The organism is Micromonospora sp. NPDC050980, assembly GCF_040653835.1.
GTDB lineage: Bacteria > Actinomycetota > Actinomycetes > Mycobacteriales > Micromonosporaceae > Micromonospora.
Map to the genome: position 1 here is coordinate 150,578 of NZ_JBFAGS010000001.1, position 25,347 is coordinate 175,924.

The 25,347-nt window shown below is 74.0% G+C and carries 19 protein-coding genes and 1 pseudogene; 6 read left to right on the forward strand and 14 right to left on the reverse strand.

The genetic code is table 11. From position 1 onward, the window contains the following. Nucleotides 1-28 precede the first annotated feature (28 nt). Nucleotides 29-3,297, reverse strand: a pseudogene (locus AB0H28_RS00725) (S8 family serine peptidase). A 208-nt stretch (nt 3,298-3,505) separates the two neighbouring features. On the opposite strand from AB0H28_RS00725, the gene AB0H28_RS00730 reads away from it, so the two are divergent. Together AB0H28_RS00730 and AB0H28_RS00735 are read left to right on the forward strand one after the other, a co-directional pair. Continuing rightward, nucleotides 3,506-4,063, forward strand: a complete 558-nt coding sequence (locus AB0H28_RS00730) for a sugar O-acetyltransferase (RefSeq protein WP_358032250.1) — start codon at nt 3,506-3,508, stop codon at nt 4,061-4,063. A 95-nt stretch (nt 4,064-4,158) separates the two neighbouring features. After that, nucleotides 4,159-6,723, forward strand: coding sequence for a hypothetical protein (locus AB0H28_RS00735; RefSeq protein ID WP_358032253.1), 2,565 nt, complete (start codon nt 4,159-4,161; stop codon nt 6,721-6,723). Between the two features lie 18 nt (nt 6,724-6,741). Here AB0H28_RS00735 and AB0H28_RS00740 read toward each other — a convergent pair whose 3' ends face one another. From AB0H28_RS00740 to fdxA, 5 genes are all read right to left on the reverse strand, one after another. After that, entirely contained in the window at nt 6,742-7,389 is a 648-nt protein-coding gene (locus tag AB0H28_RS00740) for a nucleoside/nucleotide kinase family protein (RefSeq protein WP_358032256.1), read from the reverse strand. Beyond that, nucleotides 7,389-8,030: an SIMPL domain-containing protein gene (locus AB0H28_RS00745; protein ID WP_358032259.1), complete on the reverse strand. Its 642-nt coding sequence runs from the start codon at nt 8,028-8,030 to the stop codon at nt 7,389-7,391. Before AB0H28_RS00745 ends, AB0H28_RS00740 begins: the two co-directional genes overlap by 1 nt. 5 nt (nt 8,031-8,035) lie before the next feature. Then, nucleotides 8,036-9,061: a prephenate dehydrogenase/arogenate dehydrogenase family protein gene (locus AB0H28_RS00750; RefSeq protein ID WP_358032262.1), complete on the reverse strand. Its 1,026-nt coding sequence runs from the start codon at nt 9,059-9,061 to the stop codon at nt 8,036-8,038. Between the two features lie 145 nt (nt 9,062-9,206). After that, a complete protein-coding gene (gene dapC, locus AB0H28_RS00755) occupies nt 9,207-10,316 on the reverse strand; it encodes a succinyldiaminopimelate transaminase (RefSeq protein ID WP_358033802.1) in 1,110 nt (369 codons plus the stop codon). Then, nucleotides 10,313-10,639 (reverse strand): ferredoxin, encoded by a 327-nt coding sequence (gene fdxA / locus AB0H28_RS00760; protein ID WP_007464872.1) that lies wholly within the window; start codon nt 10,637-10,639, stop codon nt 10,313-10,315. The genes dapC and fdxA overlap by 4 nt, the downstream gene beginning before the upstream one ends. A 79-nt stretch (nt 10,640-10,718) precedes the next feature. Between fdxA and AB0H28_RS00765 the strand changes: the two genes are divergently transcribed. Continuing rightward, a complete protein-coding gene (locus AB0H28_RS00765) occupies nt 10,719-11,678 on the forward strand; it encodes a GNAT family N-acetyltransferase (RefSeq protein WP_358032265.1) in 960 nt (319 codons plus the stop codon). 2 nt (nt 11,679-11,680) lie between these two features. Here the strand turns inward: AB0H28_RS00765 and AB0H28_RS00770 are convergent, their stop codons facing one another. The 3 genes from AB0H28_RS00770 to mshB form a co-directional block, all read right to left on the reverse strand. Next, entirely contained in the window at nt 11,681-12,145 is a 465-nt protein-coding gene (locus tag AB0H28_RS00770; RefSeq protein WP_358032267.1) for a hypothetical protein, read from the reverse strand. 85 nt (nt 12,146-12,230) lie between these two features. Beyond that, entirely contained in the window at nt 12,231-12,725 is a 495-nt protein-coding gene (locus AB0H28_RS00775) for a hypothetical protein (protein ID WP_358032270.1), read from the reverse strand. Next, a complete protein-coding gene (mshB, locus tag AB0H28_RS00780; protein WP_358032273.1) occupies nt 12,722-13,645 on the reverse strand; it encodes an N-acetyl-1-D-myo-inositol-2-amino-2-deoxy-alpha-D-glucopyranoside deacetylase in 924 nt (307 codons plus the stop codon). The genes AB0H28_RS00775 and mshB overlap by 4 nt, the downstream gene beginning before the upstream one ends. An 86-nt stretch (nt 13,646-13,731) precedes the next feature. On the opposite strand from mshB, the gene AB0H28_RS00785 reads away from it, so the two are divergent. Then, nucleotides 13,732-15,876, forward strand: a complete 2,145-nt coding sequence (locus AB0H28_RS00785; protein ID WP_358032275.1) for a prolyl oligopeptidase family serine peptidase — start codon at nt 13,732-13,734, stop codon at nt 15,874-15,876. 62 nt (nt 15,877-15,938) lie between these two features. Here the strand turns inward: AB0H28_RS00785 and AB0H28_RS00790 are convergent, their stop codons facing one another. The 5 genes from AB0H28_RS00790 to AB0H28_RS00810 form a co-directional block, all read right to left on the reverse strand. After that, entirely contained in the window at nt 15,939-17,681 is a 1,743-nt protein-coding gene (locus AB0H28_RS00790) for an ABC transporter substrate-binding protein (RefSeq protein WP_358032278.1), read from the reverse strand. 116 nt (nt 17,682-17,797) lie between these two features. Further along, a complete protein-coding gene (locus AB0H28_RS00795) occupies nt 17,798-18,784 on the reverse strand; it encodes an ABC transporter permease (RefSeq protein WP_358032281.1) in 987 nt (328 codons plus the stop codon). Between the two features lie 11 nt (nt 18,785-18,795). Continuing rightward, on the reverse strand, nt 18,796-19,803 hold the full coding sequence (locus tag AB0H28_RS00800; RefSeq protein ID WP_358032284.1) for an ABC transporter permease: 1,008 nt from the start codon (nt 19,801-19,803) through the stop codon (nt 18,796-18,798). Next, nucleotides 19,800-20,879, reverse strand: a complete 1,080-nt coding sequence (locus AB0H28_RS00805) for a dipeptide ABC transporter ATP-binding protein (protein WP_358032287.1) — start codon at nt 20,877-20,879, stop codon at nt 19,800-19,802. The genes AB0H28_RS00800 and AB0H28_RS00805 overlap by 4 nt, the downstream gene beginning before the upstream one ends. After that, a complete protein-coding gene (locus AB0H28_RS00810) occupies nt 20,876-21,979 on the reverse strand; it encodes an ABC transporter ATP-binding protein (RefSeq protein ID WP_358032290.1) in 1,104 nt (367 codons plus the stop codon). The genes AB0H28_RS00805 and AB0H28_RS00810 overlap by 4 nt, the downstream gene beginning before the upstream one ends. Before the next feature lie 441 nt (nt 21,980-22,420). Between AB0H28_RS00810 and AB0H28_RS00815 the strand changes: the two genes are divergently transcribed. Both AB0H28_RS00815 and AB0H28_RS00820 read left to right on the forward strand, forming a co-directional pair. Further along, complete coding sequence (locus AB0H28_RS00815; RefSeq protein ID WP_358032293.1) at nt 22,421-23,854, forward strand: TldD/PmbA family protein; 1,434 nt, start codon at nt 22,421-22,423, stop codon at nt 23,852-23,854. Beyond that, complete coding sequence (locus AB0H28_RS00820; RefSeq protein WP_358032296.1) at nt 23,851-25,266, forward strand: metallopeptidase TldD-related protein; 1,416 nt, start codon at nt 23,851-23,853, stop codon at nt 25,264-25,266. The genes AB0H28_RS00815 and AB0H28_RS00820 overlap by 4 nt, the downstream gene beginning before the upstream one ends. Nucleotides 25,267-25,347 lie beyond the last annotated feature (81 nt).

Sequence of the window (25,347 nt, forward strand, 5' to 3'; positions counted from 1 at the left end):
GAACCGCCACGGACCCGGAGGGCCGGTCTCACCGCAGGCGGTACGCCTGGATGATCCGCTGGGTCACCGTGTTGCCGGCGTCGTCGCGGGCCCAGGCCCGCAGCGACACGTAGCCGGGCCCGGCCGGGTGCCGGACGGTGGCGGTCCAGCCGGCGCCCCGCTTCCGCAGGGTCGCCTTGCGCCACGTCTTCCCGCCGTCGTAGGAGACGTCGACGGTGAGCGCCGCCACCCGGCCGGCCGGCGCGCCGGGCTGGCGTTGCACCGCCACCGGGACGGTGAACGGCCGGCCGGCCGGCGCGGTGCCGTCCGGCGAGAGCGCCGGGGTGAACCGGACCGCCGTCGCCGGCAGCCGCGCCGGCTCGTCACCCGGCACCCGCTTCGAGCGGAACGTCCAGCTCGCCGAGACCTCGGTGCTCAGGTCGGTGAAGCCGCGCGTGGCAATTGCGTCGACCCGGTAGTTCGCGACGCCCGGCGGCACCTCGAACTCGCCGTAGCCCGCGTACGGCGACTCGCCGACCAGCTTGCCGTTGCGGTAGAGCGCGGTGCGCTCGGTGTCGTTGCGTGAACCGCCCGGGTGCCCGGCCGCGTCGCTGTGCAGCGGCAGCGAGACCACGACCGTGTTCCCGCTGCGGGTGATGCCCTGCTCGGGCCAGCGCGGCTGGGGGAAGGACGGGCCGAACGGCGCGTCGTTCCAGTGCTCGGCGCAGGTGCGGCCGGCCCGGTAGCGGGTGGGCACGGACTCCAGCACCGCCTGCACGTCGAGCCAGCCCTCCTCGGCCCGCTTGCCGAAGTCCAGCTCGGTGTTCCAGCGGGTGCGGACGGTACTGAGGTGCTCGATCCGCTTACCCGGCACCTGGACCGGCAGGACGATCGCCGAGGCGCCCAGGTTGTAGTCGGACTCCGGGTAGACGACCCGCTCGTTCTCCAGGCCCGGGTAGCCGTTCGCGAACCGGTTCGTCACGTGGGCCAGGTCGGCCGGCCGGTAGTGCCGGACGAGTCCGGTCGGGAACCGGCCGGGGAACAGCTCGTTCAGGCCGTAGAAGTACGGGCTGCGTTCCGGTGCCTTCGCGTCGGCCCACTGGCTGGCCAGCGAGCCGACGAAGACCTTGTCGGAGACGTTGCGCCCGAGCTGGGCCGAGTAGAGGCCCTCGAAGGTGTCCGTCCAGAGCCCGAAGCCGGCCTGGAACTCGTCGCTGAACCAGGTGGCCCCGAAGTCGATCAGCAGCGGGGCGGCGCCGCGCTGGGGCACGGTGCTCCGCACCGGCCTGGCCCGTCGCGCGTCGAGGTCGAGCCGCTGGTCGCCGGTCACCACCAGCTCCGGCTGGGTCAGCATGGAGATCTCCGACCAGCCCTGGTCGCCGTCGACGAAGAGCAGGCTCTGCACCCCGTAGCGGCCCTTGGGCACCCGGACGGTGGCCTGGCCGTCGGCGTCGTACACGTCCCGGAAAGCGCCGTCGCCGAGCCCGAGCAGGGTGGTGTAGAAGTCGCCGGTCAGGGCGCCGGCCCGGTTGCGGTGGGTCAGGGTCAGGTCGTAGCTTTCCACCTCCCGGTTGACCGCCAGCGGGGTCACCGCGACGGTGTCGCCGGAGCGGGCGGTCAGCCGGCCGGTCCAGGTGCCGTCGACGCCGAGCCGGGTGTCCACGACGACGGTGACCCGGGCGGCGCCGCCGGCCGGGACGGTGAGCCGGGTCGCGCTGACGGTGATCATGCCGGCCGGCGCGGACCGCCCGCCCGGGCCGGTGAACTCGGCGGCCAGGTCGAGCGTGACCGCGTCGGCGCCGCTGTTGCGGTAGGTGACGGTCCGGCTGATCGGCTTGTCGTCGCCGTGCGGCCAGAGCGCGACGCCGAAGGAGACCGACGGCGGTTCGCTCGTCACCCGCTCGGTGATGGCGTGGGCCACGTCGACCCGGCCGGCGCCCTGCTGGAAGGCGGTCTGCCCGGGGTGCGGCCGGGCGGCGGCCATCAGGGTCGCCTTGTAGTGGCCGGCGTTCCAGCCGGGGTGCTGCTGCGCGATCAGCGCCACCGCGCCGACCACGTGCGGGGTCGCCATCGAGGTGCCGGAGAGGGCGACGTACTTCTCCCCCACCGGGTCGCCGATCTGGCCGTTGGCGGCGCGGGCGGCCACGATGTCCACGCCCGGCGCGGTGATGTCCGGTTTGATGGCGCCGTCGCCGGTGCGGGGCCCGCGACTGGAGAAGTCGGCCAGTTCGTCGTTCCGGTCCACCGCGCCGACCGCCAGCGCGGCGTCCGCGCTGGCCGGCGAGCCGACCGAGCCGTCGAGGCCGTCGTTGCCGGCGGCGGCCACGAAGAGCGTGCCGGTCTGCGCGGTCAGCGACTCGACGGCCTGTTCCAGCGGGTCGACCTCGGGGGTGTCCCAGCCGCTGAGGCTCATGTTGACCACTGTGGCGTGCTGCTCGGCGGCGGCCCACTGCATGCCGGCGAGGATCGCCGACTCGGTGCAGCCGAACTCCTCGCAGACCTTTCCGACAGCAGCGTCGCGTCCGGGGCCACACCCCAGTACTTCCCGCCGGAGGCGGCCCCGCTGCCGGCGATGATGGAGGCGACGTGGGTGCCGTGCCCGACGATGTCGTCCGGGTTCGCCTCCTCGCTGAAGTTGCGCGACTGGGCGACCCGGCCGGCCAGGTCCGGGTGGGTGAGGTCGACGCCGGTGTCGAGCACCGCGACCTTGACCCCCTTGCCGGTCCATCCGGCGGCCCAGGCCGCCGGTGCGCCGATCTGCGGCACGCTGTGGTCCAGCGTCAGCCGCCGTCGGCCGTCCAGCCAGATCCGGTCGACACCCCCCGCCGCGTCGAGCCGGGCGCCGGAGCGGTCCGCGGCGACGGCACGCCAGAGCGCGCCGGCGTCGGCCTTGGTCGCGGCGAGCGCCGCGCCGCCGATCGCCGGCAGGTCGCGGGTCACCCGGGTGCCGGCGAGCGGGGCCGCCGCCCGCCGGGCCACCCCCGGACGGTACGACACCAGCAGCGGTGTGCTGTCGCGGTGCGCGTCGTCGTAGCCGGCCGCGATCAGCCCGGTGACGTCGAACAGGCGCGCGTCCAGCCGGCCGGAGCGGACCAGCGCCAGCGCATCCTGCGGCACCACGCTGAGGCCGGTCCGCTCGCGGCGGACCAGGAACTGGAGCTTGGCGCGGCCGGCGCCGGGACGTACCGCCGCGTGGCCGCCGCCGGCGACGGTGACCCGGTCGCCGGTGATCAGGGTGACGGTGACCGGACGGTCGGCCGACCCGGTGCGGGTGGGCGTGCCGGTCGGGGCCGCCGGGGCGGCGGCGTGTGCGGGCACCGGCAGGCCGAGCGCCAGGCCCAGGGTGAGGCCGAGCGCGGCCAGTTTTCTGCGGTTCGGGGGCAACCTTTCCTCCTCGGTGAGACGTCATCGTCGATGGGGAAACATCGACGCGAGTTCTCAGACTTGCATACCGGGTATGTAACTGGAAGTCATCATTCCGACTCATTCCGTCCCGCCCGACCGGCGGACCCGGGATGATCCCCCGATGACCTCCATGAAGGACCGGATGCTGGCCGGCGAGCCCTACCTCGCCGACGACCCCGCGATCGTCGCCGACCTGGACCGCGCCGCCCGACTCACCGAACGCTTCAACCGCGGCTGCGCCGAGGACCCGCAGGGCCGCGTCGCCGTCCTGCGCGAACTGCTCGGCTCCCTCGGCGAGGACGCCTGGATACGGCCGCCGTTCCACTGCGACCACGGCTACCAGACCCACATCGGAGCGCGCAGCTTCGTCAACTTCAACGCGGTCTTCCTCGACGTCGCACGGATCACCGTCGGCGCGGACGTCCAGATCGGACCGAACGTGCAACTGCTCACCGCCACCCACCCGGTCGAGCCCGAGGCCCGCCGAGCCAAGTGGGAGGCGGCCCAGCCGATCACCATCGGCGACAACGTCTGGCTCGGCGGCGGCGTGATCGTGCTCGCCGGGGTGAGCATCGGCGACAACACGGTCGTCGGCGCCGGCGCGGTGGTGACCCGGGACCTGCCGGCGAACGTCGTGGCGGTGGGCAACCCCGCCCGTCCGACCCGAACCCTCGATTGACCGCCTGAGCTGCGGAAACACCCCTTCGGGGGGATGCGGATTCCGACATCAGCACGCACTCTGGGTAGTGAGCTGCTCACGCTGGGGGGACCGCGATGGAGCGCGTGCTGGAACTACGGGTCCACGGGGTGTCGAACACCCCACCGGATCAGCTGCTCGGTCTCGGCCCCCGGGCGGGGGCCGGCGGCGCACCACCGGAGCAGGTGGCCGGCGGCCCGGTGACCGGCTTCTACCGCTCCGCCGCCGCCGTGGCGGACGACCCGATAGGCGTCGAGGCGTACAGCTGGGGGAAGCTGACCTCCGGCGCGCGGACCCGCCGCGACGTCGAACGCGCCCTCTGGACGCTGCTGCTGCCGTTCGCCCTGGCCAACGTCGCGCTGCACGCCCGGGCCGACATCCCGGCGGACCCGGACCGGGAGCGCTGGGCCAGCCGCTCCGGCATCACCGCCTGGCTCATCCGGCTGTTCTGCCTGAGCCTGACCTGCACCCTGATCGTCACCGTGACCGGCATCGGGGTGGACCTCGTCGGCTGGCAGTGCGTGAGCCGCGAATGCCTCGGCCGCATCCCCGGGCCGTGGGAGTTCCTCGCCGACCCCTGGTGGCGTCAGGACACCCGCGCGCTGGCCTTCGGGCTGCTGCTGCCGCTGCTCGTGCTGAGCGCCATCGGGGTGCTCGCCTGGCGCACCTACCAGTACGAGGCGGAGATGCCGGCCGAGCCGCGCCACCGGCCGCCCGGCCACGACGACGGGCCGGCCGAGCCGCTGGAGAACCCGCTGCAGGACCCGACGTTCTGGAACGGGGAGGGCCAGCTGCGCCGGGCCGCGGTGCTGCACCTGTGCACGGCGGCGGTGGCCGCCGCCGCCGTGCCGGTCGCGTCAGTGCTGATCATGGACCCGCCGCGCGGCCTGCGCGCCGCGGTCGCCTGGCCGACCGTGCTGCTGTTCGCCACCGTGGTCACCATCGCCGTGATCGCGGTCGGCCGCCCCTGGCTCAGCCGCCGCCAGGGCGCCACCCCGCTCGGCCGGTGGAGCGTCGCGGTGGCGGCGCTCACCGGCGTCGGGCTGATCGGCACCTTCGTCCTCCTGCTGCTCCCCGACGGTCCCGCCGGCACCCCGCTGACCACCTACCGGCCACCGGTCGCCTGCGCGAGCACCCCGGACCTCACCGGCTGTGCCGCCGCCCGGCCACTGCCCGGCTACCAGACCGCGCTCGCCTGGCTCGTCACCTACCAGGTACTGCTGCTGGTGGCCATCGGCGCGGCGAACCGCTCCGGCCGTCGGGCGCTGGTCGGACCGGTCGCCGCCGCCGGGCTGCTGCCGCTCGCGGTGGCCTGGGTCGAACGCGGCCTGCCCGGCCTGCCCGCCGCGCCAGCCGGACTGCACACCTGGATGCTCGTCGGCCCGGCCATCGCGGTGGCCGTCGCCGGACTGCTGCTGCCCCGGCTCCGGCCCGCCGTGCCGACCCAGCCGCTCGGCGCGTACACCGGTCTGGCCTGGCACGGTTGCGCGCCGGCGGTCATCGCCGGTTTCGGCTGGATGATGGCCGTCGCCTACTGCGCCGGGCTGCTCTACTGGGTCAGCGAGCGGCTGGCCGGCCCGGGCGAGCCGCGCGACCCGAGCCTCACGGTCCCACCGCTCGCCGTCTTCTGGGCCGGGCTGGCCTGCGTGGTCGGGCTGATCGCCCTGCTCGGGCTGCTGGTTCGGGTCGCGGTCCTGCTGCACGGCCTGCGCCGCGCGGAGTATGCCCGGCTGACCTCCGCCGGCGGTCTCTCCGCGCACGACAGGCGCCGCTGCCGCGACGTCAGCACCTACCGCGCCCTGCACCGGCTGGTCGGCGAGCACGCGGTCCGGCTGATCGGCTGCTACGCGGCCGGGTCCGCGGTCCTGATCACCCTCTGCTGCGCCGCCGCGCTCTCCGGCCACCGGCCCGACCCGCTCTCCCCCGCCGGGTGGCCGGCCCTGATCCACTGGACCGCCGAACTCGGTGACGCCGTGCTCGGCTGGCTGCCGGTGGTGACGAGCGCGCTCGGACTGCTCATCTACCGCACCGACTCGGTGCGCCGCTCGGTCGGCGTGATCTGGGACGTGTGCACGTTCTGGCCGCGCTCCGCGCACCCGCTCGCCCCGCCCAGCTACGCCGAGCGCGCCGTGCCGGAACTCCAGACCCGGGTGGCCGGGCTGCTGGCGCTGCCGCCGCAGCACCCCGACCGGATGGACGGGGTGATCCTCTCCGGGCACAGCCAGGGCGCCGTCATCTGCGCGGCGGTGCTGCTGCAACTGCCCCGCCGGTGGCGGCGGCGGACCTGGTTCTTCTCCTACGGCTGCCAGCTCACCCGCCTCTACGGCCGGGTCTTCCCGTCCTACTTCGGGCCGGAGCGGCTGCGGACCCTGGCCCGGGCGGTCACCTGGCCCGGCGGGCACGTCGCGTGGACCAACTTCTGGCGCGACACCGACCCGCTCGGCTGGCAGGTCAGCGCCGGGCAGCGAGACGTGCCGGTGACCGACCCGGAGGCGCTGCACCCGTCCGGCGGGGAGGTGGCCGACCCGCCCATCCGCAGCCACAGCGGCTATCCGGACGCGGTGGAGTTCGCCCGGGAGCGGGCCGTGGTGGCCCGCCTGCTGCGCCGGAGCGTGCCGTCACCGCGGCCGAGGGCCGGGTGATTGCCACCCCGGCCGGCGTCAGCCCGGCGGCCGGTCGGCGAGCCGGACCACCAGATCGGCGTACGCGGCCGTGCCGGCCACCAGCCGGGCGTTCTCCTCGTCGCTGCCGAGCGCCCAGGCGCGAGCCTGCTCCGGCGACTTCCCGTAGGTCTCGTGCCGGGCGATGAGGCGGCGCAGCCGCAGCTCCGCGTCCAGGTCGAGGAACCACGCCTGGTGCAGCAACGAGCGCACCTCCTCCCACGGATCGTCGCGCAGCAGCAGGTAGTTGCCCTCGGTGACCACCAGCCGCACCTCGGGCGGCACCTCGATCGCGCCGGCGACCGGCTCCTCCAGGTCGCGGCGGAACTCCGGGACCCACACCGAGGTCGGCTCCAGCCGCCGCAGCCGACGCAGCATGGCGACGAAGCCGTTCACGTCGAACGTGTCCGGCGCGCCCTTGCGCGCCACCCGACCCAACCGGACCAGCGCCGAGGAGGCCAGGTGGAAGCCGTCCATCGGCACCAGCCGGGCGGCCCGGCCGACCTCCGCCACGACCCGCTCCGCCAGGGTGGACTTGCCCACGCCGGGCGCGCCGGCGATGCCGAGCAGCTGCCGCGGGCCGTCCTCGGCGAGCGCCCGCGCCCGGGCGACCAACTCGTCGACCGCGAGCACCTGGGCCGGCGGCATCAGCCGAGCACCGGCTCGCTGATGGTGAACCGCGCCTCGACCGCCGCGTGCACCGGCTGCGGCGCCGGGTCCAGCTCCAGCTCCGGCACGGACTCGCCGGACCGGGCGTACGCCGCCTTGGCCAGCATCGGCGGGGCCGCGGTCAGACCGGTGTCGGCCAGCTCGCGCAGCGCGGTGACGCGCGCGCCGAGCGCCTCGGCGTATTCCCGCGCCCGCGCCAGGGCGTCGGCGATCGCAGCGTGCCGCGCCTCCCGGTAGGCGGGGCTGTCCGGCCGCAGCGACCACACCGGACCGGCCACCTCGACCTGCTCGTGCTCGGCCAGCCGGAGCATCAGCTCGCCGAGCGAGGTGAAGTCGGTGACCGTGACCGTCGTGCCGACGCTGCCCTGCCAGGCCACCACGCGGTCACCCGCGCGCCTCGTCACCGGCCAGACGTTGACCTGGCCGGCCTCCCGCCGGTCCACCGGCGGCTCGGCCGCGTCCAGCAGCGCCCGCACCGCGGCGGCCCGTTCGGCCAGCCGGGTGAGTGTGGTCTCCCGATCCCGGTCCCGGGCGACCGCGGTCACCGTGAACCGCGCCAGCTCGGGAGCGACCTCCCGGTAGGCATCGCCGCGTACCGCCACCACCGGTGCGTCCGCCATGCCGCTCAGCCTAACGGCGCGGTGGCCGGCAGGTGCGCCGTGTACGCCACCGCCCCGGCGGCCACCCGGCAGCCGGTCAGGTGACCGCCCGCCGCACCCAGCTCGCGCAGGTAGGCCAGCTCGACCGCGTGGTCCGCGCCGGCCGGGAACTCCCGCCGGTGCGCGGTGAACACCCGACCCCGCAGCGCGGCCCGCGCCGTCCGGGCCTCGGCCAGCCGGCCGGCCAGCGCCGCGGCGTCACCGGCGCGCAGCGCGCCGGTCAACTCGTCCAGCAGGCCGGCCACCTCGGTCAGCGCGGCCAGCACCCGGTCCCGGTTGCCGAGCAGCATGTTCGCGGTCCGCTCGGGCGGGCCCCCGGCGACCCGGGTGCCGTCGGAGAAGCTCCCGGCGGCCAGCGCCAGCACCGCGTCCCGCAACGCCGAGCGCTGCACCGCGCCGGCCAGCGCGCCGGCCAGCAGGTGCGGCAGGTGCGAGGCGAGTGCGGCGGCGGCGTCGTGCTCCGGGGCCGACATCGGCACCACCCGCGCGTGGAAGACGTCGACCAGCAGCGCGGCGAGCCGACGGAACGCACCCACCCCGGCCGGCCCCGGGCAGAGCACCCACGCCGCGCCGTCGAGCAGCTCCGGGCGGGCCGCGTCCAGCCCCGCCCGGTCCGCGCCGGCCATCGGATGGCCCGGCACGAACCGGTGCCCGAGCCCCTGCACCGTCGCGGCGGTGCTCACCTCCGCCTTGACGCTGCCCACGTCCGTGAGCACACACCTGTCGTCGGTGGCGGCGGCCACCCGGGCCAGCATGGCGGGCAGCGTCGGCAGCGGACCGCAGACGAACACCACGTCCCGACCGGCGACCGCCTCCTCGACCTCGCCGGGAGCCGCGACGCTCCGCTCGCGCACCCGCCGCCGGGCCGCCGGATCCGGATCCCAGCCGGCGACGTCGAGCCCGGCGTCGCGGAGCCGGAGCAGCACCGAACCACCGATCAGCCCGGTGCCGACCACCGCCGCGCGTGCCAGTCCGCCGGCCTCGCCCACCATCGGTCCACCTCGGCGTCCACGTCGTCGGCGAAGCCCGGGCGGCCCCGCGGGAAGTCCCGCCGAGGATATCGCCCGACGCGACGCCGAGGACCGGGTGCAAGGCGGGGCCCCTTCTTGACGCCTGGCGTCAAGAAGGGGCCCCGCCTCACCCGTCGGCGAGCCGGCCGGCCACCGCGTCGACGTGCGCGTCGGACTCGGTGAGCGCCACCCGCACGTGCCGGGCGCCGGCCGGGCCGTAGAAGACGCCGGCGGCGACCAGGATGCCCCGGCGGGCCAGCCAGTCGACGGTGTCCCAGCAGTCCTCGTCGCGGGTCAGCCAGAGATAGAGCCCGGCCTCGGAGTGCTCGACGGTGAACCCGGCCCCGGTGAACGCGGCGCGCAGCGTCTCCCGCCGGGCGCGGTAGCGCTCCCGCTGGGCGTCGGCGTGCGCCTGGTCGGCGAGCGCGGCCACCATGGCGGCCTGCACCGGCGCCGGCACGATCATCCCGGCGTGCTTGCGGACCTTGAGCAGCTCCGCCGTCAACGCCGGGTCGCCGGCCACGAAGCCGGCCCGGTAGCCGGCCAGGTTGGAACGCTTGGAGAGCGAGTGCACCGCCAGCACGCCCGCGTAGGACCCGCCGCACACCTGCGGGGAGAGCACCGAGACGGGTTCGGCGTCCCAGCCCAGCGGCAGGTAGCACTCGTCGCTGGCGACCACCGCGCCGCGCTCGCGGGCCCACTCGACCACCTTGCGCAGATGCGCGGCGGGCAGCACCCGACCGGTCGGGTTGCCCGGCGAGTTGACCCACACCAGTCGGACCCGGGGGTCGGGGCCGAGCGCGGTCAGCGAGTCGCCGCGCACGACTGTGGCACCGGCCAACCGGGCCCCGTCCTCGTACGTCGGATAGGCGATCGACGGCACCACCACCACGTCACCCGGACCGAGCCCGAGCAACGTGGGCAGCCAGGCCACCAGCTCCTTCGAGCCGATCGTGGGCAGCACACCCAGCCCGTCGACGCCCGCGCCGCAGGCACGGGCCACCCAGGCCGCGACGGCGTCCCGCAGGGCGGGCGTGCCCGCGGTCAGCGGATAGCCCGGCGCGTCCGACGCCTCGGCGAGCGCCTGCCGGATCAGCGGCGGCACCGGGTCGACCGGCGTACCCATGGAGAGGTTGATGAGACCGCCCGGGTGCGCCGCGGCCGTGACGGCCGCGGCGTCCAGGGTGTCCCAGGTGAACTCGGGCAGCCGCGCCGAGACCGGCGTGGGCCGGCTCAGTGGCCCTCGCCGCGCGGGGGCTGCGCGGCGACGAAGGTGGCGTCCTTCTCCACCTTGCCGATCTTCGAGGCGCCCCCGGGCGAGCCCAGGTCCTCGAAGAACTCGTAGTTCGCGCCGGTGTAGTCCTTCCACTGCTCCGGCACGTCGTCCTCATAGAAGATCGCTTCCACCGGGCAGACCGGCTCGCAGGCACCACAGTCGACGCACTCGTCGGGGTGGATGTAGAGCATCCGGTTGCCCTCGTAGATGCAGTCGACCGGGCACTCCTCGATGCATGCCTTGTCGAGCACATCCACGCACGGCTCGGCGATGATGTAGGTCACCGGTCTTCTCCTCCGCAAGACTCGTCGCGATCATCCGCAACGGTAAGAGCCTAGTATCTCGCCGGGGAGGGGGTCGATCGTGCTCCGACAGCAGGACGTGGGACACCGGATCGTGATTCGCCGGATTGTGGGGGTTCGCGAGGGCCGGCCGCTGTTCTCCGACGCGCTCGGCGAGCTGGTCGAGCTGAGCGAGACCCACATCACCCTGGCCACCGACGGCGGTCCGCTGCGCGTACCGGTCGGCGAGGTGCACCGGGCCAAGCGGGTGCCGCCGGCGCGCCGGCCGACCGCCGCCGCGGTGATCGCCCTGGAGACCGCCGCGGACGAGGCGTGGCCCGCCCCGGTACGCGGGCGGCTCGGCGACTGGCGGCTACGCGCCGCCGCCGGCTGGACCGGCCGGGCGAACAGCGCCCTGCCGATCGGCGACCCGGACCGCCCGCTGCCCGAGGCGCTGGACGCGGTGCAACGCTGGTACGCCGACCACGGCCAGCCCGCCCTGGTGAACACGCCGCTGCCGCTGGCCGCGCCGGTCGGCGCGGAACTGGACGCACGCGGCTGGACCTCGCGCCCGCCGGTGCTGGTCCAGACCGTCCCGCTCGGCACCCTGACCGGCCCGCCGGACCGACCCGCCGCCGACCGGCCGCCGGTGGCGCTGCCCGGCGCGCCCGCCGACGACTGGCTGGCGGTCGCCGCCGACCGCAAGGGCGGGCTACCGGCGGCCGCCCGGCACGTGCTCACCGCGGTGGACCGGATCCGCTTCGCCGAACTGCGGGTCGACGGCCGGCTGCTCGCGGTGGGCCGCGGCACGGTCACCGGCGACGGGCGGTGGCTCGGCGTGAGCCTGCTGGAGGTGCTGCCCGAGGCGCGGCGGCGCGGATACGCCGGCGCGGTCGTGCGCGCCCTGGCCGGCTGGGGCGCGGCCGAGGGCGCCACCCACGCGTTCCTCCAGGTCGAACAGCACAACGTCGGCGCGGTCGCGCTCTACCGCCGGCTCGGCTTCACCACCCACCACACCTACCTCACCCGGGTGGCGCCCTGACCTCAGCGGCGCACGATCCGGCGCGGCCGGGAACGCTTCAGCTCGGCGTACCGCTTGAGCTGGCGGGAGCGGAAGTCGCGGCCGAGCGCGGTGAGGGTCAGGTAGCCGACCAGCACACCGGCCGCGGTGGCCGCGAGGTAGAGCCAGATCTGGGCGAAGAAGAGGCCGGCGCCGCCGCCGAACGGATTCTCGCCGACCAGCAGCGGGCCGACGAAGACGGTGAGCGCCAGCGCCACGACCACCGCCAGGGCCAGGTCACCGGCCCAGTGCCCGAGCGGCCGGGCGGCGCCCCAACGGAACGCGGTGCCGGCCAGGATCAGACCGATGGCCAGGAACATCACCAGCGAAACCCGGCTGGCGGCGGTGTCGTCGTCCGGAAAGGCGAATGTGATGACCAGCCGGGCCACCACGTTGACCGCGAACAACGCCGCCGCCAGAACACCCGCCGCACGCCACCGCTGACCCATCACACGCCTCCCGCCGTACCGCCCGCCCCCGCGGCGGGCCTCTGGCAGGAATGTCTACCACCGCCACCCGTGCGGCGTCAGCACCTCACCGGTGCGCGGGCGGCGGCGCCACGAGGTGCCGGAAGCCGAGCACCGCGAAGGTGACCGCGCCGGTCACGATCAGCGCGAGACCCAGCACGTTGTCGCCGGCCAGCGCGAGATCGCCCTCGGTGGTGCGGAACCCGCCCACCACGATCACCAGGAACCACGGCAGCGCGGCCAGCGCCACCGCCCACCGGGTGCCGGTCGAGGAGTGCGCGAACCAGCCCAGCAGCACCGTCGAAGCCGCCACCGCGGCGACCCCGGCGACCGCCAGGCCGATGCCGACCAGCGCCTGCGCCCCGCCGGCGCGGCCCTGCGCCGTCTCCCAGGCCCAGCTGGCGAAGATCAGATCGAGCAGCGCGGCCAGCACCCCGGCCCAGACCGCCACCAGGCCGCCGACCACCCGCAACACGCGGTCCAGCGCCCGCTCCGCCCGGCTCGGCGGGGCGGGCGGCGGCGACTCGGGCAGGACCGACACTCCGACGGCGGGCGACGTCACCGGAGACCGGCCGCCGCGACCGGAGTGCGGTCCGGCTCGTCCGGGGCCACCCCAGCGAAGAGGTCGTCCTCCCAGCCGTACGGGCCGCTGCCCGGCCCCTTCGCACCGACCGCGAGCGTGAAGAACTCCACCCCCATGAACTCGGCGCCGAAGTTGCCGGCGATCGAGTAGAGCCAGGAGTCGGCCGGGATCTGGGTGGCGTGGGCGCGCATCGCCGCCTCCTTGGCCGCGTGCCGGTCGGTGGCGTCGACCCGCGCCGCGATCTGCGCGTCCGGCGTGCCGAACGGCAGGTCCGCCACGTCCTCGATGCCGGCGAAGGGGTTGTCCGACGACCCGGTGAACGACTCCAGGCCGGCGTCCAGCACGCTGCGCGGCATGGCCGTCCAGTAGACCTTAGCCGGGGCGATCCCCTCGGCCGCGGCCAACTCCACCCCGCGCATCGCCACCCGGTGCGCCTGGATGTGGTCGGGGTGGCCGTAGAAGCCGTTCGGGTCGTACGTGACCACGACCTGCGGGCGCACCTCGCGGATGACCTCCAGCAGGTGCCCGGCCGCGGAGTCGAGGTCGGCCCGCCAGAACGCCCGCGGGTGGTCGTTGGTGGCCAGCCCCATCATCCCGGAGTCGCGGTAGCGGCCCGCGCCGCCGAGGAACCGGTGGTCGGTGACCCCGAGCGCGGCGCAGGCGGCGGCCAGCTCCCCGATCCGGTAGCCGCCGAGCTGGTCCGCCTCGGCCGCGGCGAGACCGGCCAGCGCCGGCACGTGGATCTCGCCCTCCTCGCCCAGCGTGCAGGTCACCAACGTGACGTGGGCGCCGGCGGCGGCGTAGTGCGCCATCGTCGCGCCGGTGCCGATCGACTCGTCGTCGGGATGCGCGTGGACCAGCAGGAGGCGTCGGTCGGGCAGCGTCGTCACGCCCGTCACTCTAACCGGCGGTCCTGCCCTCCGGCGGCCATGCGTCCGCCCAGGTCGGCCACATCACGCCCGGCACCCGCCTACGATCTGCAGGCGTGGACTTTCCCGAGCTGGCCGCCCGTACCCGTCGGTTCAGCCACGGGGCGCCGCGCGCCGTGACCGTCGCCGGGGACGGCTCCCGGGTGCTCTTCCTGCGCTCCGCGGGGCCGGAGGACCCGGCCGACGCGCTCTGGCTGCTCGACGTCGACAGCGGCGCGGAGCGGCTGGTCGCCGACCCGGCGGTGCTGCTGGGCACGGACGCCGAGCCGGCCCGCCTCGCGCCGGGCGAGCGGGCGCTGCGCGAGCGGCTACGGCTCAGCTCCGGCGGCATCGGCTCGTACGCGCTGGACGCCGCCGGGCGGGTGGCCGCGTTCGCGCTGGCCGGGCGACTGTTCCGGGCCGACCTGGTGCACGGCGACGTGATCGAGGTGGTCGCCGTCGGGCCGGTGATCGACCCCCGCCCCGACCCGACCGGCGAGCGGCTGGCCTACGTCACCGACACGGCGGAGGGCGTCCGCCGGGGTCAGCTCCGGGTGGTCGAGCCGGACGGCACGGACCACCTGCTCGCCGGCGAGGACAGCGGCGTGACCTGGGGATTGGCCGAACACGTCGCGGCGGAGGAGTTCCACCGCCACCGGGGCTACTGGTGGGCCCCGGACGGGCGGTCGGTGCTGGCCGCCCGGGTGGACGAGTCCCGCCTGCCCCGCTGGTACCTGCACGACCCGGCCGAGCCGGCGGACCCGCCGACGTCGCTGGCGTACCCGGTGGCGGGCGGCCCGAACGCGGAAGTGAGCCTGCACCTGCTCGACCTCGACGACGGCTGGGTCGACGTGCACTGGGACCGGGAGACCTACCCCTACCTCAGCTCCGTCGAGTGGGCCGACGGCGGCCCGCTGATCACGGTGCTGCGCCGCTCCCAGCAGCACGGCCTGGTGCTCGCGGTGGACCCGCGGACCGGGGAGACGCAGGTGCACGCCGAGCTGGCCGACCCGCGCTGGGTGGAACCGATCCCGGGCACCCCGGCGCACCTGCCCGACGGGCGGGTGCTGGTCGGCGGCGAGTTGGCCCACGACGGGTACGACGCGCGCTGCCTGTTCGCCGACGGCACGCTGCTCACCCCACCCTCGCTGTACGTGCGGCGGGTGGTCGGGCGGCTGCCGGCCGGCCCGGGCACGGCGGCCGACCTGCTGGTCGAGGCGAGCGAGGGCGAACCCAGCCAGCGCCACCTCTATCGGGTGCGGACCGCCGTCGGCGGCGGGATGGACGCCCGCCGGATGGGCAGCGACCCGGGCTGGCACACCGCCGCCATCGGCGGGTCCACGCTGGCGGTGGGCGTCGCCTCGCTGGAGCACGCCGGGGTCCGCTGGCGGGTGTGGCACGGCGACCGCGAGGTGGGCGAGCTTCGTTCGCTGGCCGCCACCAGCTCGTACGCCCCGCGACCGACGCTGGTGCGGGTGACCGACCGGCGGCTGCCCAGCGCGGTGCTCTACCCCACCGAGCACGTCAAGGGCACCCGGCTGCCGGTGCTGGTGGACGTCTACGGGGGCCCCGGCCACCAGGAGGTGATCGCGGCCCGCGGCGCCTGGCTGGAGCGGCAGTGGTGGGCCGACCAGGGCTTCGCGGTGGTGACCGTGGACAACCGGGGCACGCCGGGCATCGCGCCCTCGTTCGAGAAGGCGATCCACCGCCGGGTCGCGGACGTGATCCTGGCCGACCAGGTGGACGCGCTGACCGCGCTCGCCGGCAAGCACCCCGACCTGGACCTGGACCGGGTGGCGGTGCGCGGCTGGTCGTTCGGCGGCTGGCTGGCCGGCCTGGCGGTGCTGCGCCACCCGGAGCTGTTCGCCTGCGCGATCGTGGGCGCGCCGGTCACCGACTGGGCCCTGTACGACACCGCCTACAGCGAGCGCTACCTGGGGCTGCCGGAGGACGGCATGGACGTCTACGCCCACCACTCGCTCGTCGAGCTGGCCGCCGAACCGGTCGGCGACCCGGCCGAGGCCCGGCCGATGCTGCTGGTGCACGGTCTGGTCGACGACAACGTGCTGGCCGCGCACACGTTGCGGCTCTCCGCCGCGCTGCTGTCCACCGGCCGCCCGCACGCGGTGCTGCCGCTGCCCGGCGCGAGCCACCTCGCCGCCGGCGGCGTCTCCGAGCGCCTGCTCCGCCTGGAACTGGACTTCCTCCGCCGCCACATGTAAGGAGGGGCCCCCTCTCAACACCAGGCGTTGAGAGGGGGCCCCTCCTTACGAGCGGACCGGGGTTACTGCTTGACGTAGGCGTTGACGAAGTTCGGGTAGCCGAACACGGACGAGATGAAGACGCCACCGGCCTTCGAGCCGTGCACGTTGTAGGCCACGTCGACGTAGAGCGGCACCACCGGCGCGAACTCCTTCATGATCCGCTCGTCGAGCTTGCCCCACTCCGGACCCTGGTCGGCCGGGGGCATGGCCAGGATCCGGTCCATCTCGGCGTTGATCGCGTCATCGTTGAAGTAGGACTGGTTGCTGTTGCCCTCGGCCTTGATGGTGCGGCCGTCGTAGAGCACCGGCAGGATCGAGGCCCCGCTGGGCCAGTCCGCGGCCCAGTTGCCGATGTAGAGGTCCCAGGGGTTGTCCTTCTTCTTGACCTCGTCCAGCTTCGCGTCGTCCGGGATGTTCCGCACCGTGATCTTGAAGCCGGCGCGCTCCAGGTTGCCCTTGAGCTGGACCGCCTGCACCTGCTCGTTGGTGTTGTCGGCGACGCCGAGGACCAGTTCCGGCGTCTGGCCGCCGAGCAGTTCCTTCGTCTTCTCCGGGTTGCCGTTGGCACCGGCCGGGTAGGCGTCGTACGCCTTGTAGCCGATTGTCGACGGCGGCATCAGCGTGGTGATCGGCTGGGCGACGGTCTGCCCGCCGAGCGCCTTGACCAGGCCCTCCCGGTCGATCGCGTAGTTGAGCGCCTGGCGGATCTTCAGGTCCTTGACCCGCTGCGTGTTGATCACGAGCTGGTTGGCGCTCGGGGTCGGGGAGAGCAGGGTGCGGGACTTCAGCGCCGGGTCACCGGCCACCTTGGCGACCAGCGAGGCCGGCACCGAGTTGAAGGCGAGCGCGCCCTGGTCGGCGCCGTTGTCGGCGATCACCCGGTTGTTGGCGGCGTCGGCGGTCGGGCCGAAGGTCCAGACGAACTGGTCCGGGTACTGGTGGCGCACCGGGTCGGTCTTCGCGTCCCAGTTCGGGTTGCGGTCCAGCGTGAGCTGGACGCCCACCTGGTTCTTGGCGATCTTGTAGGGCCCGGACGAGAACGGCCGCTGGTCGAGGTTGACCCCGGTGTCCTTCTCCGGCTTCAGCGGCGCGGTGGTGGGCAGCGAGACCGCGAACGGCAGATCGCATCGCGGCTTGGCGAACTCGAACCGGAGCGTCTTGTCGTCCGGCGTGCTCAGGCCCGGCGGCAGCGACGTCTTGTTCTTCTTGAAGTCCCACTTGGTGTCGTACTGCGGGGTGTCGGCCAGCCACTCCTGGATGTAGGTCGGGCCGCTGGTGAGGTCCGGGTCGAAGGAGCGGGCGATGCCGTACGCGATCTCCTTGGCGGTGATCGGGCTGCCGTCCTCGAACTTCACCCCGTCCTTGATGGTGAATTCCCAGACCTTGCAGTCGTTGTCGACGTTCTTGCCCGGGGTCTCGGCCAGGTCGCCCACCAGGACGAGGCCGCCCTTGCCGTCGTCCTTCCACGTGGTCAGGTAGCGGGCGAAGAGCGGGCTGGCCATCAGCCCGGCGAACGAGTACGTCCGCTGCGGGTCCAGGTGGGAGATGGGGGTCTCCCGGATGATGGTGAACGTGCCGCCCTTGGCCGCGCCCTCCACCTCGGCCGCCGGCCCCTGCGAGTCCTTGGGGTCGCTGGCGATGACCCCGGTCTGCTGCCGGTTGCCGTCCACCTTGGTGCCCTCGCCCGTGTTCTCCGAGCAGGCGCCCAACCCCACCACCAGTGCGATGGCGCCGCCGACGGCGGCCGCTGCGCGTGGTCGCATGTCCTACCTCCTCCACCCGTACGCCGGGCGCATCCGCCGACGTCCCGAGGATCGTAAAGAAGAAAAGCTACAAGTTGTGTAACAGTTCTCGATAAATTTCGTCAGCCCGGGCCGGCTCAGCCCAGCCGCACCCGGGGATCGATGACCGCGTAGAGCAGGTCCACCACCATGTTCGCCAGCACCACGAAGACCGCCGCGATCAGCACGGTCGCCATGATGGTCGGCAGGTCACCGGAGCGGACCGCGTCCACCGCGGTCCGGCCCATCCCGTTCAGGCCGAACGTCGTCTCGGTGATCACCGTCCCGCCCAGCGCCCCGCCCACGTCCAGGCCGGCGATGGTGACCACCGGAGTGATCGCGGCCCGCAGCGCGTGCCGGCCGTAGACCGTGCGTTTGGCCAGGCCCTTCGCCCGGGCGGTACGGACGAAGTCCTCCGACAGCGTCTCCAGCATCTGCGCGCGGGACAGCCGGGCGTAGATGGCGGAGAACAGGAAGGCCAGCGCCAACCAGGCCAGCACCAACCCACTGCTCCATTTCAGGGGGTTGTCGAAGAGCGAGGTGTAGCTCGGCACCGGCAGCAGGCGCAGGTTGTAGACGAAGACGATGAGCAGCACCGCGCCGACGAAGTAGAGCTGCAACGACGCGCCGGTCAGCGAGAAGCCGATCGCCGCCCGGTCCAACCAGCTCCCCCGGCGCAGCGCCGAGAGCATGCCCAGACCGACCCCGAGCAGCAGCCACAGGACCGCCGCCGGGATGACGATGCTCAGCGTCACCGGCAGCACCCGGGCGATGGTGTCCGAGACCGCCTCGTTGGAGACGTACGACCAGCCGAGGCACGGCGCGTCGCAGCGACCGCCCTGGGCGCTGCCCAGGTCCCGCCCGGTGACGATGCCCTTCATGTAGCCGGCGTACTGGCTGATCAGCGGGTCGCGCAGGCCCAGCTCCTGGCGCACCCGCTCCAGCCGCTCGGGGTTGCAGTTCTTCGGGCACATGCCGGTGACCGGGTCGCGCGGCAGGGCGAAGAACATCAGGAAGCTGAGCACACTGACCGCGAAGAGCGTGAGCGCGGCCGAGAGCAGCCGGCGGACGAGGAAACGCGTCATGGGTCGGCCTCCTACCGGGACGACTTCGGGTCGAGCGCGTCGCGCAGCGCGTCGCCGAAGAGGTTGAAGGCGAACACGAGCGCGAAGATCGTGATGCCGGGGAAGAAGACGTACGCCGGGTCGGTCTGCAGGTAGTCGAGACTCCGGTAGATCATCCGCCCGAAGCTCGGCGTCTCGTCGGTGAGGCCGACGCCGATGAACGACAGCGCCGCCTCGCTGGTGATGTATTGCGGCACCGCCAGCGAGAAGGCGACCAGGATCGGCGCCCACACGTTCGGCAGCAACTGGCGGAACAGCATGTGCCCGAGCCCGGCCCCGCTGGCCCGGGCCGCTTCCACGAACTCACGCTCGCGCAGCGCGATGATCTGGCCCCGCACCAGGCGGGCGGTGCTGGTCCAGCCGAACAACGCGAAGATCGCGATGAGCACGCCGATCTGGAAGTACGCCGGAACTGCCTCCCGCTGCCCGTAGAAGCGCAGCGCGACGGTGGGCATCAGCGCCAGCGCAATGATCAGGAACGGCATCGCCAGGGTCAGGTCCGTGATCCAGTTGAGCACCGAGTCCAGCCAGCCGCCGAGGTAGCCGGCGAGCGTACCCAGCGTCACGCCGATGACGGCGGTCAGCACGGCGGCGGCGAACGCGATGAACAGCGACGTGCGCAGCCCGTGCACCATGCGGATGAAGATGTCCCGGCCCAGTCCGGGCTCCAGCCCGAACCAGTGCTCGCCGGTGACGCCGCCGGCGTAACCCAGCGGCATGCCGTAGCCGTCGAGGCGGCTCTGGAACTGCTCCTTCGGCCCCACCCCGTACAGCGCCTCGATCAGCGGCACGGCCAGCGCGACCAGGACGAACACGATGAGCAGCGCGCCGCTGAGCACCGCGGTGCGGTCACGCCGCAGCCGCGCCAGGGCGAGTTGGCCGGGTGACCGGCCGACGAACTCCTCGTCCCGGCGCACATCGCCGTCGTCGGGCGACTCGATCTCCGCGAGCGCCGCGCCCTCGACCGGGGACAGGCTCATTCCGTCACCTCCTGCACGTCTGCGGCGACGCCGACCGCCGCCGGCCCGCTCTCCGGGTGGTGGCAGGCGGTGTGTTGGGCGCCGCCGTCTCGGGTGACCAGCGCCGGCTCCTCGGTGGCGCAGTGGTCGGTGGCCTTCCAGCAGCGGGTGCGGAAGCGGCAGCCCGAGGGCGGGTTGAGCGGGGTGGGCACGTCGCCGGTCAGGCGGATGCGGCCGGCGGGGCCGAGCGCCGCGACGTCGGGGATGGCCGACAGCAGCGCCCTGGTGTAGGGGTGTTGCGGGCGCTCGTAGATGTCGTCCCGGTCACCGATCTCGACGATCTTGCCGAGGTACATGACGGCGACGCGGTGGCAGAAGTGGCGGATCACGGCGAGGTCGTGGGCGATGAACACGAATGCCAGGTCGAGGTCGCGTTGCAGGTCGCGCAGCAGGTTGATGACCTGCGCCTGGATGGACACGTCGAGGGCGGAGACGGGTTCGTCGGCGACGATGAGTTTCGGTCTCAGCGCCAGGGCGCGGGCGATGCCGATGCGTTGGCGCTGCCCGCCGGAGAACTCGTGCGGGTAGCGGTTGTAGTGCTCGGGGTTGAGCCCGACCAGTTCCAGCAGCTCCTGGACCCGCTTGCGCACCCCGCCGGGCGGGTTGATCCGGTTGACCTGCAACGGCATGGCCACGATCCGCCCGACCGTGTGGCGGGGGTTCAACGACGCGTACGGGTCCTGGAAGATGATCTGCAGGTCCTGACGCAGCCCGCGCAGGTCACGCCGGCCGGCGTGGGTGATGTCCCGCCCGGCGAACGTGATCGTGCCGCCGGTCGGTTCCAGCAGCCGCACCAGCATCCGCCCGGTCGTGGTCTTGCCACACCCGGACTCCCCCACCAGGCCGAGCGTCTCCCCCGGCCGGACGTCGAAGTCGAGTCCGTCGACCGCCCGCACCGCGGCCCTGCCCCGCAGGCCGTCGCGCACCGGGAAGTGCTTGGTCAGTCCGCGTACCGACAGCAGCGGCTCGACCGCCGTCGCCGGCGCCGCGGCGGGCGCGGTCACGGCCGCCGCGCCCGCACTCTGCTCGGGGTTCATCGCGCCACTCCCGTCCGGGCGACGTCCTGCCGGTAGATGCGCGTGCGGTCCTCGGCCGACAGGTGGCAGGCCACCCGGTGCCCGGGGTGGCCGGCGTCGCGCAGCTCGGGAACCTCGGTGCGGGACCGGTCGCCGTTGACGTCGGCGTAGCGGCAGCGCGGGTGGAACGCGCACCCCGACGGCAGGTTGATCAGCGACGGCGGGTTGCCCGGGATCGGCACCAGGTCCGCGTCCGCGTCACCGTGCAACGACGGCACGCTGGAGAGCAGCCCCCAGGTGTACGGATGCTGCGGCGACCGCAACACCCGTTCCGCGCTGCCCTGCTCGACGGCCCGGCCCCCGTACATGACCAGCACGTCGTCGGCCACCTGACTGACCACACCCAGGTCGTGGGTGATCAACACGATCGCCGAGCGGAACTCCTGCTGCAGATCGGCGAGCAGGTCCAGGATCTGCGCCTGCACCGTCACGTCCAACGCCGTGGTCGGCTCGTCGGCGATCAACAGATCCGGATCGTTCACCAACGCCATCGCGATCATCGCCCGCTGCCGCATCCCACCGGAGAACTCGTGCGGGAACTGATCGAACCGCCGACCCGGCTGCGGAATCCCCACCCGGCCCAACATGTCCACCGCCCGCGCACGGGCCTCCCGCCGGCCGGCCTTCGGGTGGTGCACCCGATACGCCTCGGCGATCTGCCTGCCGACGCTGTAGTAGGGGTGCAGGGCCGACAGCGGATCCTGGAACACCATCGCCATGTCCCGACCCCGCAGCCGCCGCACCTCCTCCTCGGCCAGCCCGACGAGTTGGCGGCCACCGACCGTGATCTCCCCGGTGATGGTGGCCCGCCTGGTGTTGTGCAGACCCAGGACGGCCAGCGACGTGACGCTCTTACCGGAGCCCGACTCACCCACGATGCCCAGCGTGCGACCCCGCTGGACGGCGAACGAGACCCCGTCCACGGCCCGGACCACGCCGTCCTCGGTGTCGAACCGCACCCGCAGGTCTCTGACCTGGAGGTAGGGCGCTTCGCCGGCGCGCTGTTCCGGCACCTCGGCGCGGTCCGGCTCCCCGGACGGCACCGCCTCCGACCTGCCCATGGCCGCCTCCTCCTCGGTGACGAAGAGAACCTACAGGAAACTTCTGGAGGCGAAAATAAGCTACAGAGCCCGGTCTGTCAGTGGTCAGAGCGTAACGACTGGGATTCCGACCTGAACAGCCCTCACCTGGGACATTCACCATCGCAACTGCACGCGGTCGCCGCGTCGCCGCACCGGACCCCAGGTCCCACCCCGCTTCACCGGAACATCTCCGGGGAGCTGCGTGCGCCGACGTCCGCCTCATCTGCGAGATCATTTCGCCGAGCAACGCCGCCACCGACAAGGTGCTCAAGACGCATTACCACGCGGCTGCCGGGATCGAGTGGTACCTGCCTGTCGATCAGGAGTCGCTGACGACGCACCGGACCCGTCCACGTCCTGATCCGCCCGGCGGACCTGCTCGCCTGACGGATGTCGGTGCGCTCGCCTAGGGTCGGGCGCATGGGATTCGATGCGGCGAGCGCCGCCGTGCAGGCCGCCCTCGACGCGGGGGCCCGCTACGCGGACGCCCGGGTGATGCACCGTCGCTACGAGTCGATGTCGGCGCGCAACGGCGATGTCGAGGAGCTGACCCAGCACGAGAGCATCGGGCTGGGCGTGCGCGCCCTGGTCGGCTCCGGGTGGGGCTTCCACGCCGTACCCGAGCTGTCCGACGCCGCGGCCCGCGACGCCGGTCGGCGCGCCGCGGCGGTCGCCGCCGCGAGCGCGCGGGTTCCGGGGCCGCCGATCGACCTCGTGCCGGTCGACGCGGCGGTGGCGAGCTGGGCCTCCGACTGCGCGGTCGATCCGCTCGGGGTGCCGCTGTCCGACAAGGGCGACCTGCTGGTCGGCGCCACGGCCACGATGCGCGAGCACGGGGCCGACCTGGCCGAGGGGCTCTACCAGATCTGGGACACCACGAAGTGGTTCGTCTCCAGCGAGGGCCACCGGATCGACCAGCACATCCGGGAGTGTGGCGGCGGCATCTCGGCCACCTCGATCGGCGACGGCGAGACGCAGCGCCGGTCCTACCCGAGCTACCGCGGGCAGTACGGCACCACCGGCTGGGAGCTGGTCACCTCGCTCGACCTGGCCGCGCACGCCGCCCGGGTCGCCGAGGAGTCCCGCGAGCTGCTCACCGCGCCGGAGTGCCCGGCCGGCGAGACCGACCTGATCCTCGGCGGCGAGCAACTCGCGCTGCAGATCCACGAGTCGGTCGGGCACGCCATCGAGCTGGACCGCATCCTCGGCTGGGAGGCGGCCTTCGCCGGCACCTCCTGGCTCGACCTGAGCCGCCTCGGCTCGCTGCGCTACGGCTCCGAGCTGATGAACGTGACCATCGACCCGACCATCCCCGGCGCGCTGGGCAGCTTCGGCTTCGACGACGAGGGCTCCCCGGCGGTCGCCCGGGACGCGGTCCGCGAGGGGCGGTGGGTCGGCGTGCTCGCCGGCCGGGACTCGGCCGCCGTCGCCGGCCTGGCACACGGCGGCAGCGTACGCGCCGACGGCTGGGCCCGGCTGCCGATGGTGCGGATGACGAACGTGGGCCTGGAACCGGGCCCGCACACGCTCGACGAGATCGTCGCGGCCACCGACGAGGGGGTGCTGATGGACATCAACCGCTCCTGGTCGATCGACGACAAGCGGCTCAACTTCCAGTTCGGCTGCGAGGTCGGTTGGGAGGTGCGCAACGGCCGCCGGGGGCGGATGCTGCGCAACCCGACCTACACCGGCATCGGGCCGGTCTTCTGGCGCTCGATGGACATGCTCTCCGGGGAGACGGTCGCCTGGGGCACGCCCAACTGCGGCAAGGGACAGCCCGGCCAGATCGGGCACACCGGTCACCCGGCCGCGCCGGCCCGGTTCCGCGGCGTCCGGGTGGGGGTGCGCGCATGACGCGCAGTGCCGGCACCGGCGACGAGCGGGATCTCGCGGCCCGGGTGGTGGAGCTGGTCCGGCGCGCGGCCGGGCCGGGCGCCGAGGCGGAGGTGCTGGTGACCCGCGCCGACCTGGCCCTGACCCGGTTCGCCAACTCGTTCATCCACCAGAACGTGGCCGAGACCGGCACCACCGTGCAGCTCCGGCTGCACGTCGACGGCCGGACCGCCGCCGGCGTCGGCAGCCGGGTCGACGCGGAGGGGCTGGCCGCGCTTGTCGAGCGGACCCGCGCGGCGGCCCGGCTCGTCCCGCCGGATCCGGCCTGGCCGGGGCTGACCGCGCCGACCCCGGTGCCGTCCGGTCCGGCCGTGGACGAGGCGACCGCGTTCGCCTCGCCCGACGAGCGGGCGTCCCGGGTACGCGCGTTCGTGGACGCGGTCGAAGGGTTGGCGGCGGCCGGCTACTGCCGCACGTCCTACCGGTCCGGGGCGTTCGCCAACTCGGCCGGGCACTCGGCGGTGGGGCGGGCCGCGGAGGCGGCGATGGACGGCATCGCCCGCACCGGCGGCGCGGACGGCGTGGCCCGGCACTGCGCCGACCGGCTCGGCGACCTGGACGGCGCGGCGCTCGGCGCCCGCGCGGCGGCCAAGGCGCGGGCGGCGGCCGATCCGGTCGAGCTGCCGCCGGGGCGTTACGAGGTGGTGCTGGAGCCGGCCGCGGTGGCCGATCTGCTGCAGAACCTCGCCTGGTACGGCTTCAACGGCAAGCGGTACGCCGAGCGCCAGTCGTTCGCCGAGCCGGGCGCGGCGCAGTTCGACCCGACGGTGACGCTTGTCGACGACCCGTTGCACGCCTCGGCGCTGCCGTTCGACCTGGAGGGCACGGTCCGGCGGGCGCTGCCCCTGGTGCGGGCGGGCACGACCGGGGCGGTGGCGCACGACCGGCGCAGCGGCGCGGAGGTGGGCTCCGGGTCCACCGGACACGGCATGCCCGGCGGGTCGACCTTCGGCCCGATCCCGCGCAACGTTCGCCTGCTGCCGGCGGGCCCGACCGGCGTCGCTCCGTCCGGCGCGACGGGGGCGGGGGTGACCGGGGCGGTGGGCGACCCGGACACCGGGGCGCTGGTGGCCGGGGTGCGGCGTGGGCTGCTGGTCAGCGACTTCTGGTACACGCGGGTGCTGGATCCGAAGCAGTTGGTGGTCACCGGGCTGACCCGCAACGGCGTCTGGCTGGTCGAGGACGGCGTGCCCACCCGGGCGGTGCGTGACTTCCGGTTCACCGAGTCCTACCCGCGGGCGCTGGGGCCGGGGCGGGTGCTCGACCTCGGCCGGCGTCCGGTCCGCCAGCCGGACCGGGTCGACGGTTCCTGGTGGGAGGCGCCGGCGGTGCGGCTGTCCTCGTGGAACTTCACCGGCGGCGCGTCCGGCTGACCGGTCGGCGCGGTGCGGCGACCGGTCGGCGCGCCGCTCGCCGGGTCACGCATATTGATCATGAGCCGGGTCTTTCCAACC

What these genes read in the sequence shown, in the direction of transcription:
- AB0H28_RS00730 (WP_358032250.1), top strand. Translation starts at nt 3,506, where the DNA reads ATGACCTCCATGAAGGACCGGATGCTGGCCGGCGAGCCCTACCTCGCC.
- AB0H28_RS00735 (WP_358032253.1), top strand. Translation starts at nt 4,159, where the DNA reads ATGGAGCGCGTGCTGGAACTACGGGTCCACGGGGTGTCGAACACCCCA.
- AB0H28_RS00740 (WP_358032256.1), bottom strand. Translation starts at nt 7,389, where the DNA reads ATGCCGCCGGCCCAGGTGCTCGCGGTCGACGAGTTGGTCGCCCGGGCG.
- AB0H28_RS00745 (WP_358032259.1), bottom strand. Translation starts at nt 8,030, where the DNA reads ATGGCGGACGCACCGGTGGTGGCGGTACGCGGCGATGCCTACCGGGAG.
- AB0H28_RS00750 (WP_358032262.1), bottom strand. Translation starts at nt 9,061, where the DNA reads ATGGTGGGCGAGGCCGGCGGACTGGCACGCGCGGCGGTGGTCGGCACC.
- AB0H28_RS00770 (WP_358032267.1), bottom strand. Translation starts at nt 12,145, where the DNA reads ATGGGTCAGCGGTGGCGTGCGGCGGGTGTTCTGGCGGCGGCGTTGTTC.
- AB0H28_RS00790 (WP_358032278.1), bottom strand. Translation starts at nt 17,681, where the DNA reads ATGCGACCACGCGCAGCGGCCGCCGTCGGCGGCGCCATCGCACTGGTG.
- AB0H28_RS00795 (WP_358032281.1), bottom strand. Translation starts at nt 18,784, where the DNA reads ATGACGCGTTTCCTCGTCCGCCGGCTGCTCTCGGCCGCGCTCACGCTC.
- AB0H28_RS00800 (WP_358032284.1), bottom strand. Translation starts at nt 19,803, where the DNA reads ATGAGCCTGTCCCCGGTCGAGGGCGCGGCGCTCGCGGAGATCGAGTCG.
- AB0H28_RS00805 (WP_358032287.1), bottom strand. Translation starts at nt 20,879, where the DNA reads ATGAACCCCGAGCAGAGTGCGGGCGCGGCGGCCGTGACCGCGCCCGCC.
- AB0H28_RS00810 (WP_358032290.1), bottom strand. Translation starts at nt 21,979, where the DNA reads ATGGGCAGGTCGGAGGCGGTGCCGTCCGGGGAGCCGGACCGCGCCGAG.
- AB0H28_RS00815 (WP_358032293.1), top strand. Translation starts at nt 22,421, where the DNA reads ATGGGATTCGATGCGGCGAGCGCCGCCGTGCAGGCCGCCCTCGACGCG.
- AB0H28_RS00820 (WP_358032296.1), top strand. Translation starts at nt 23,851, where the DNA reads ATGACGCGCAGTGCCGGCACCGGCGACGAGCGGGATCTCGCGGCCCGG.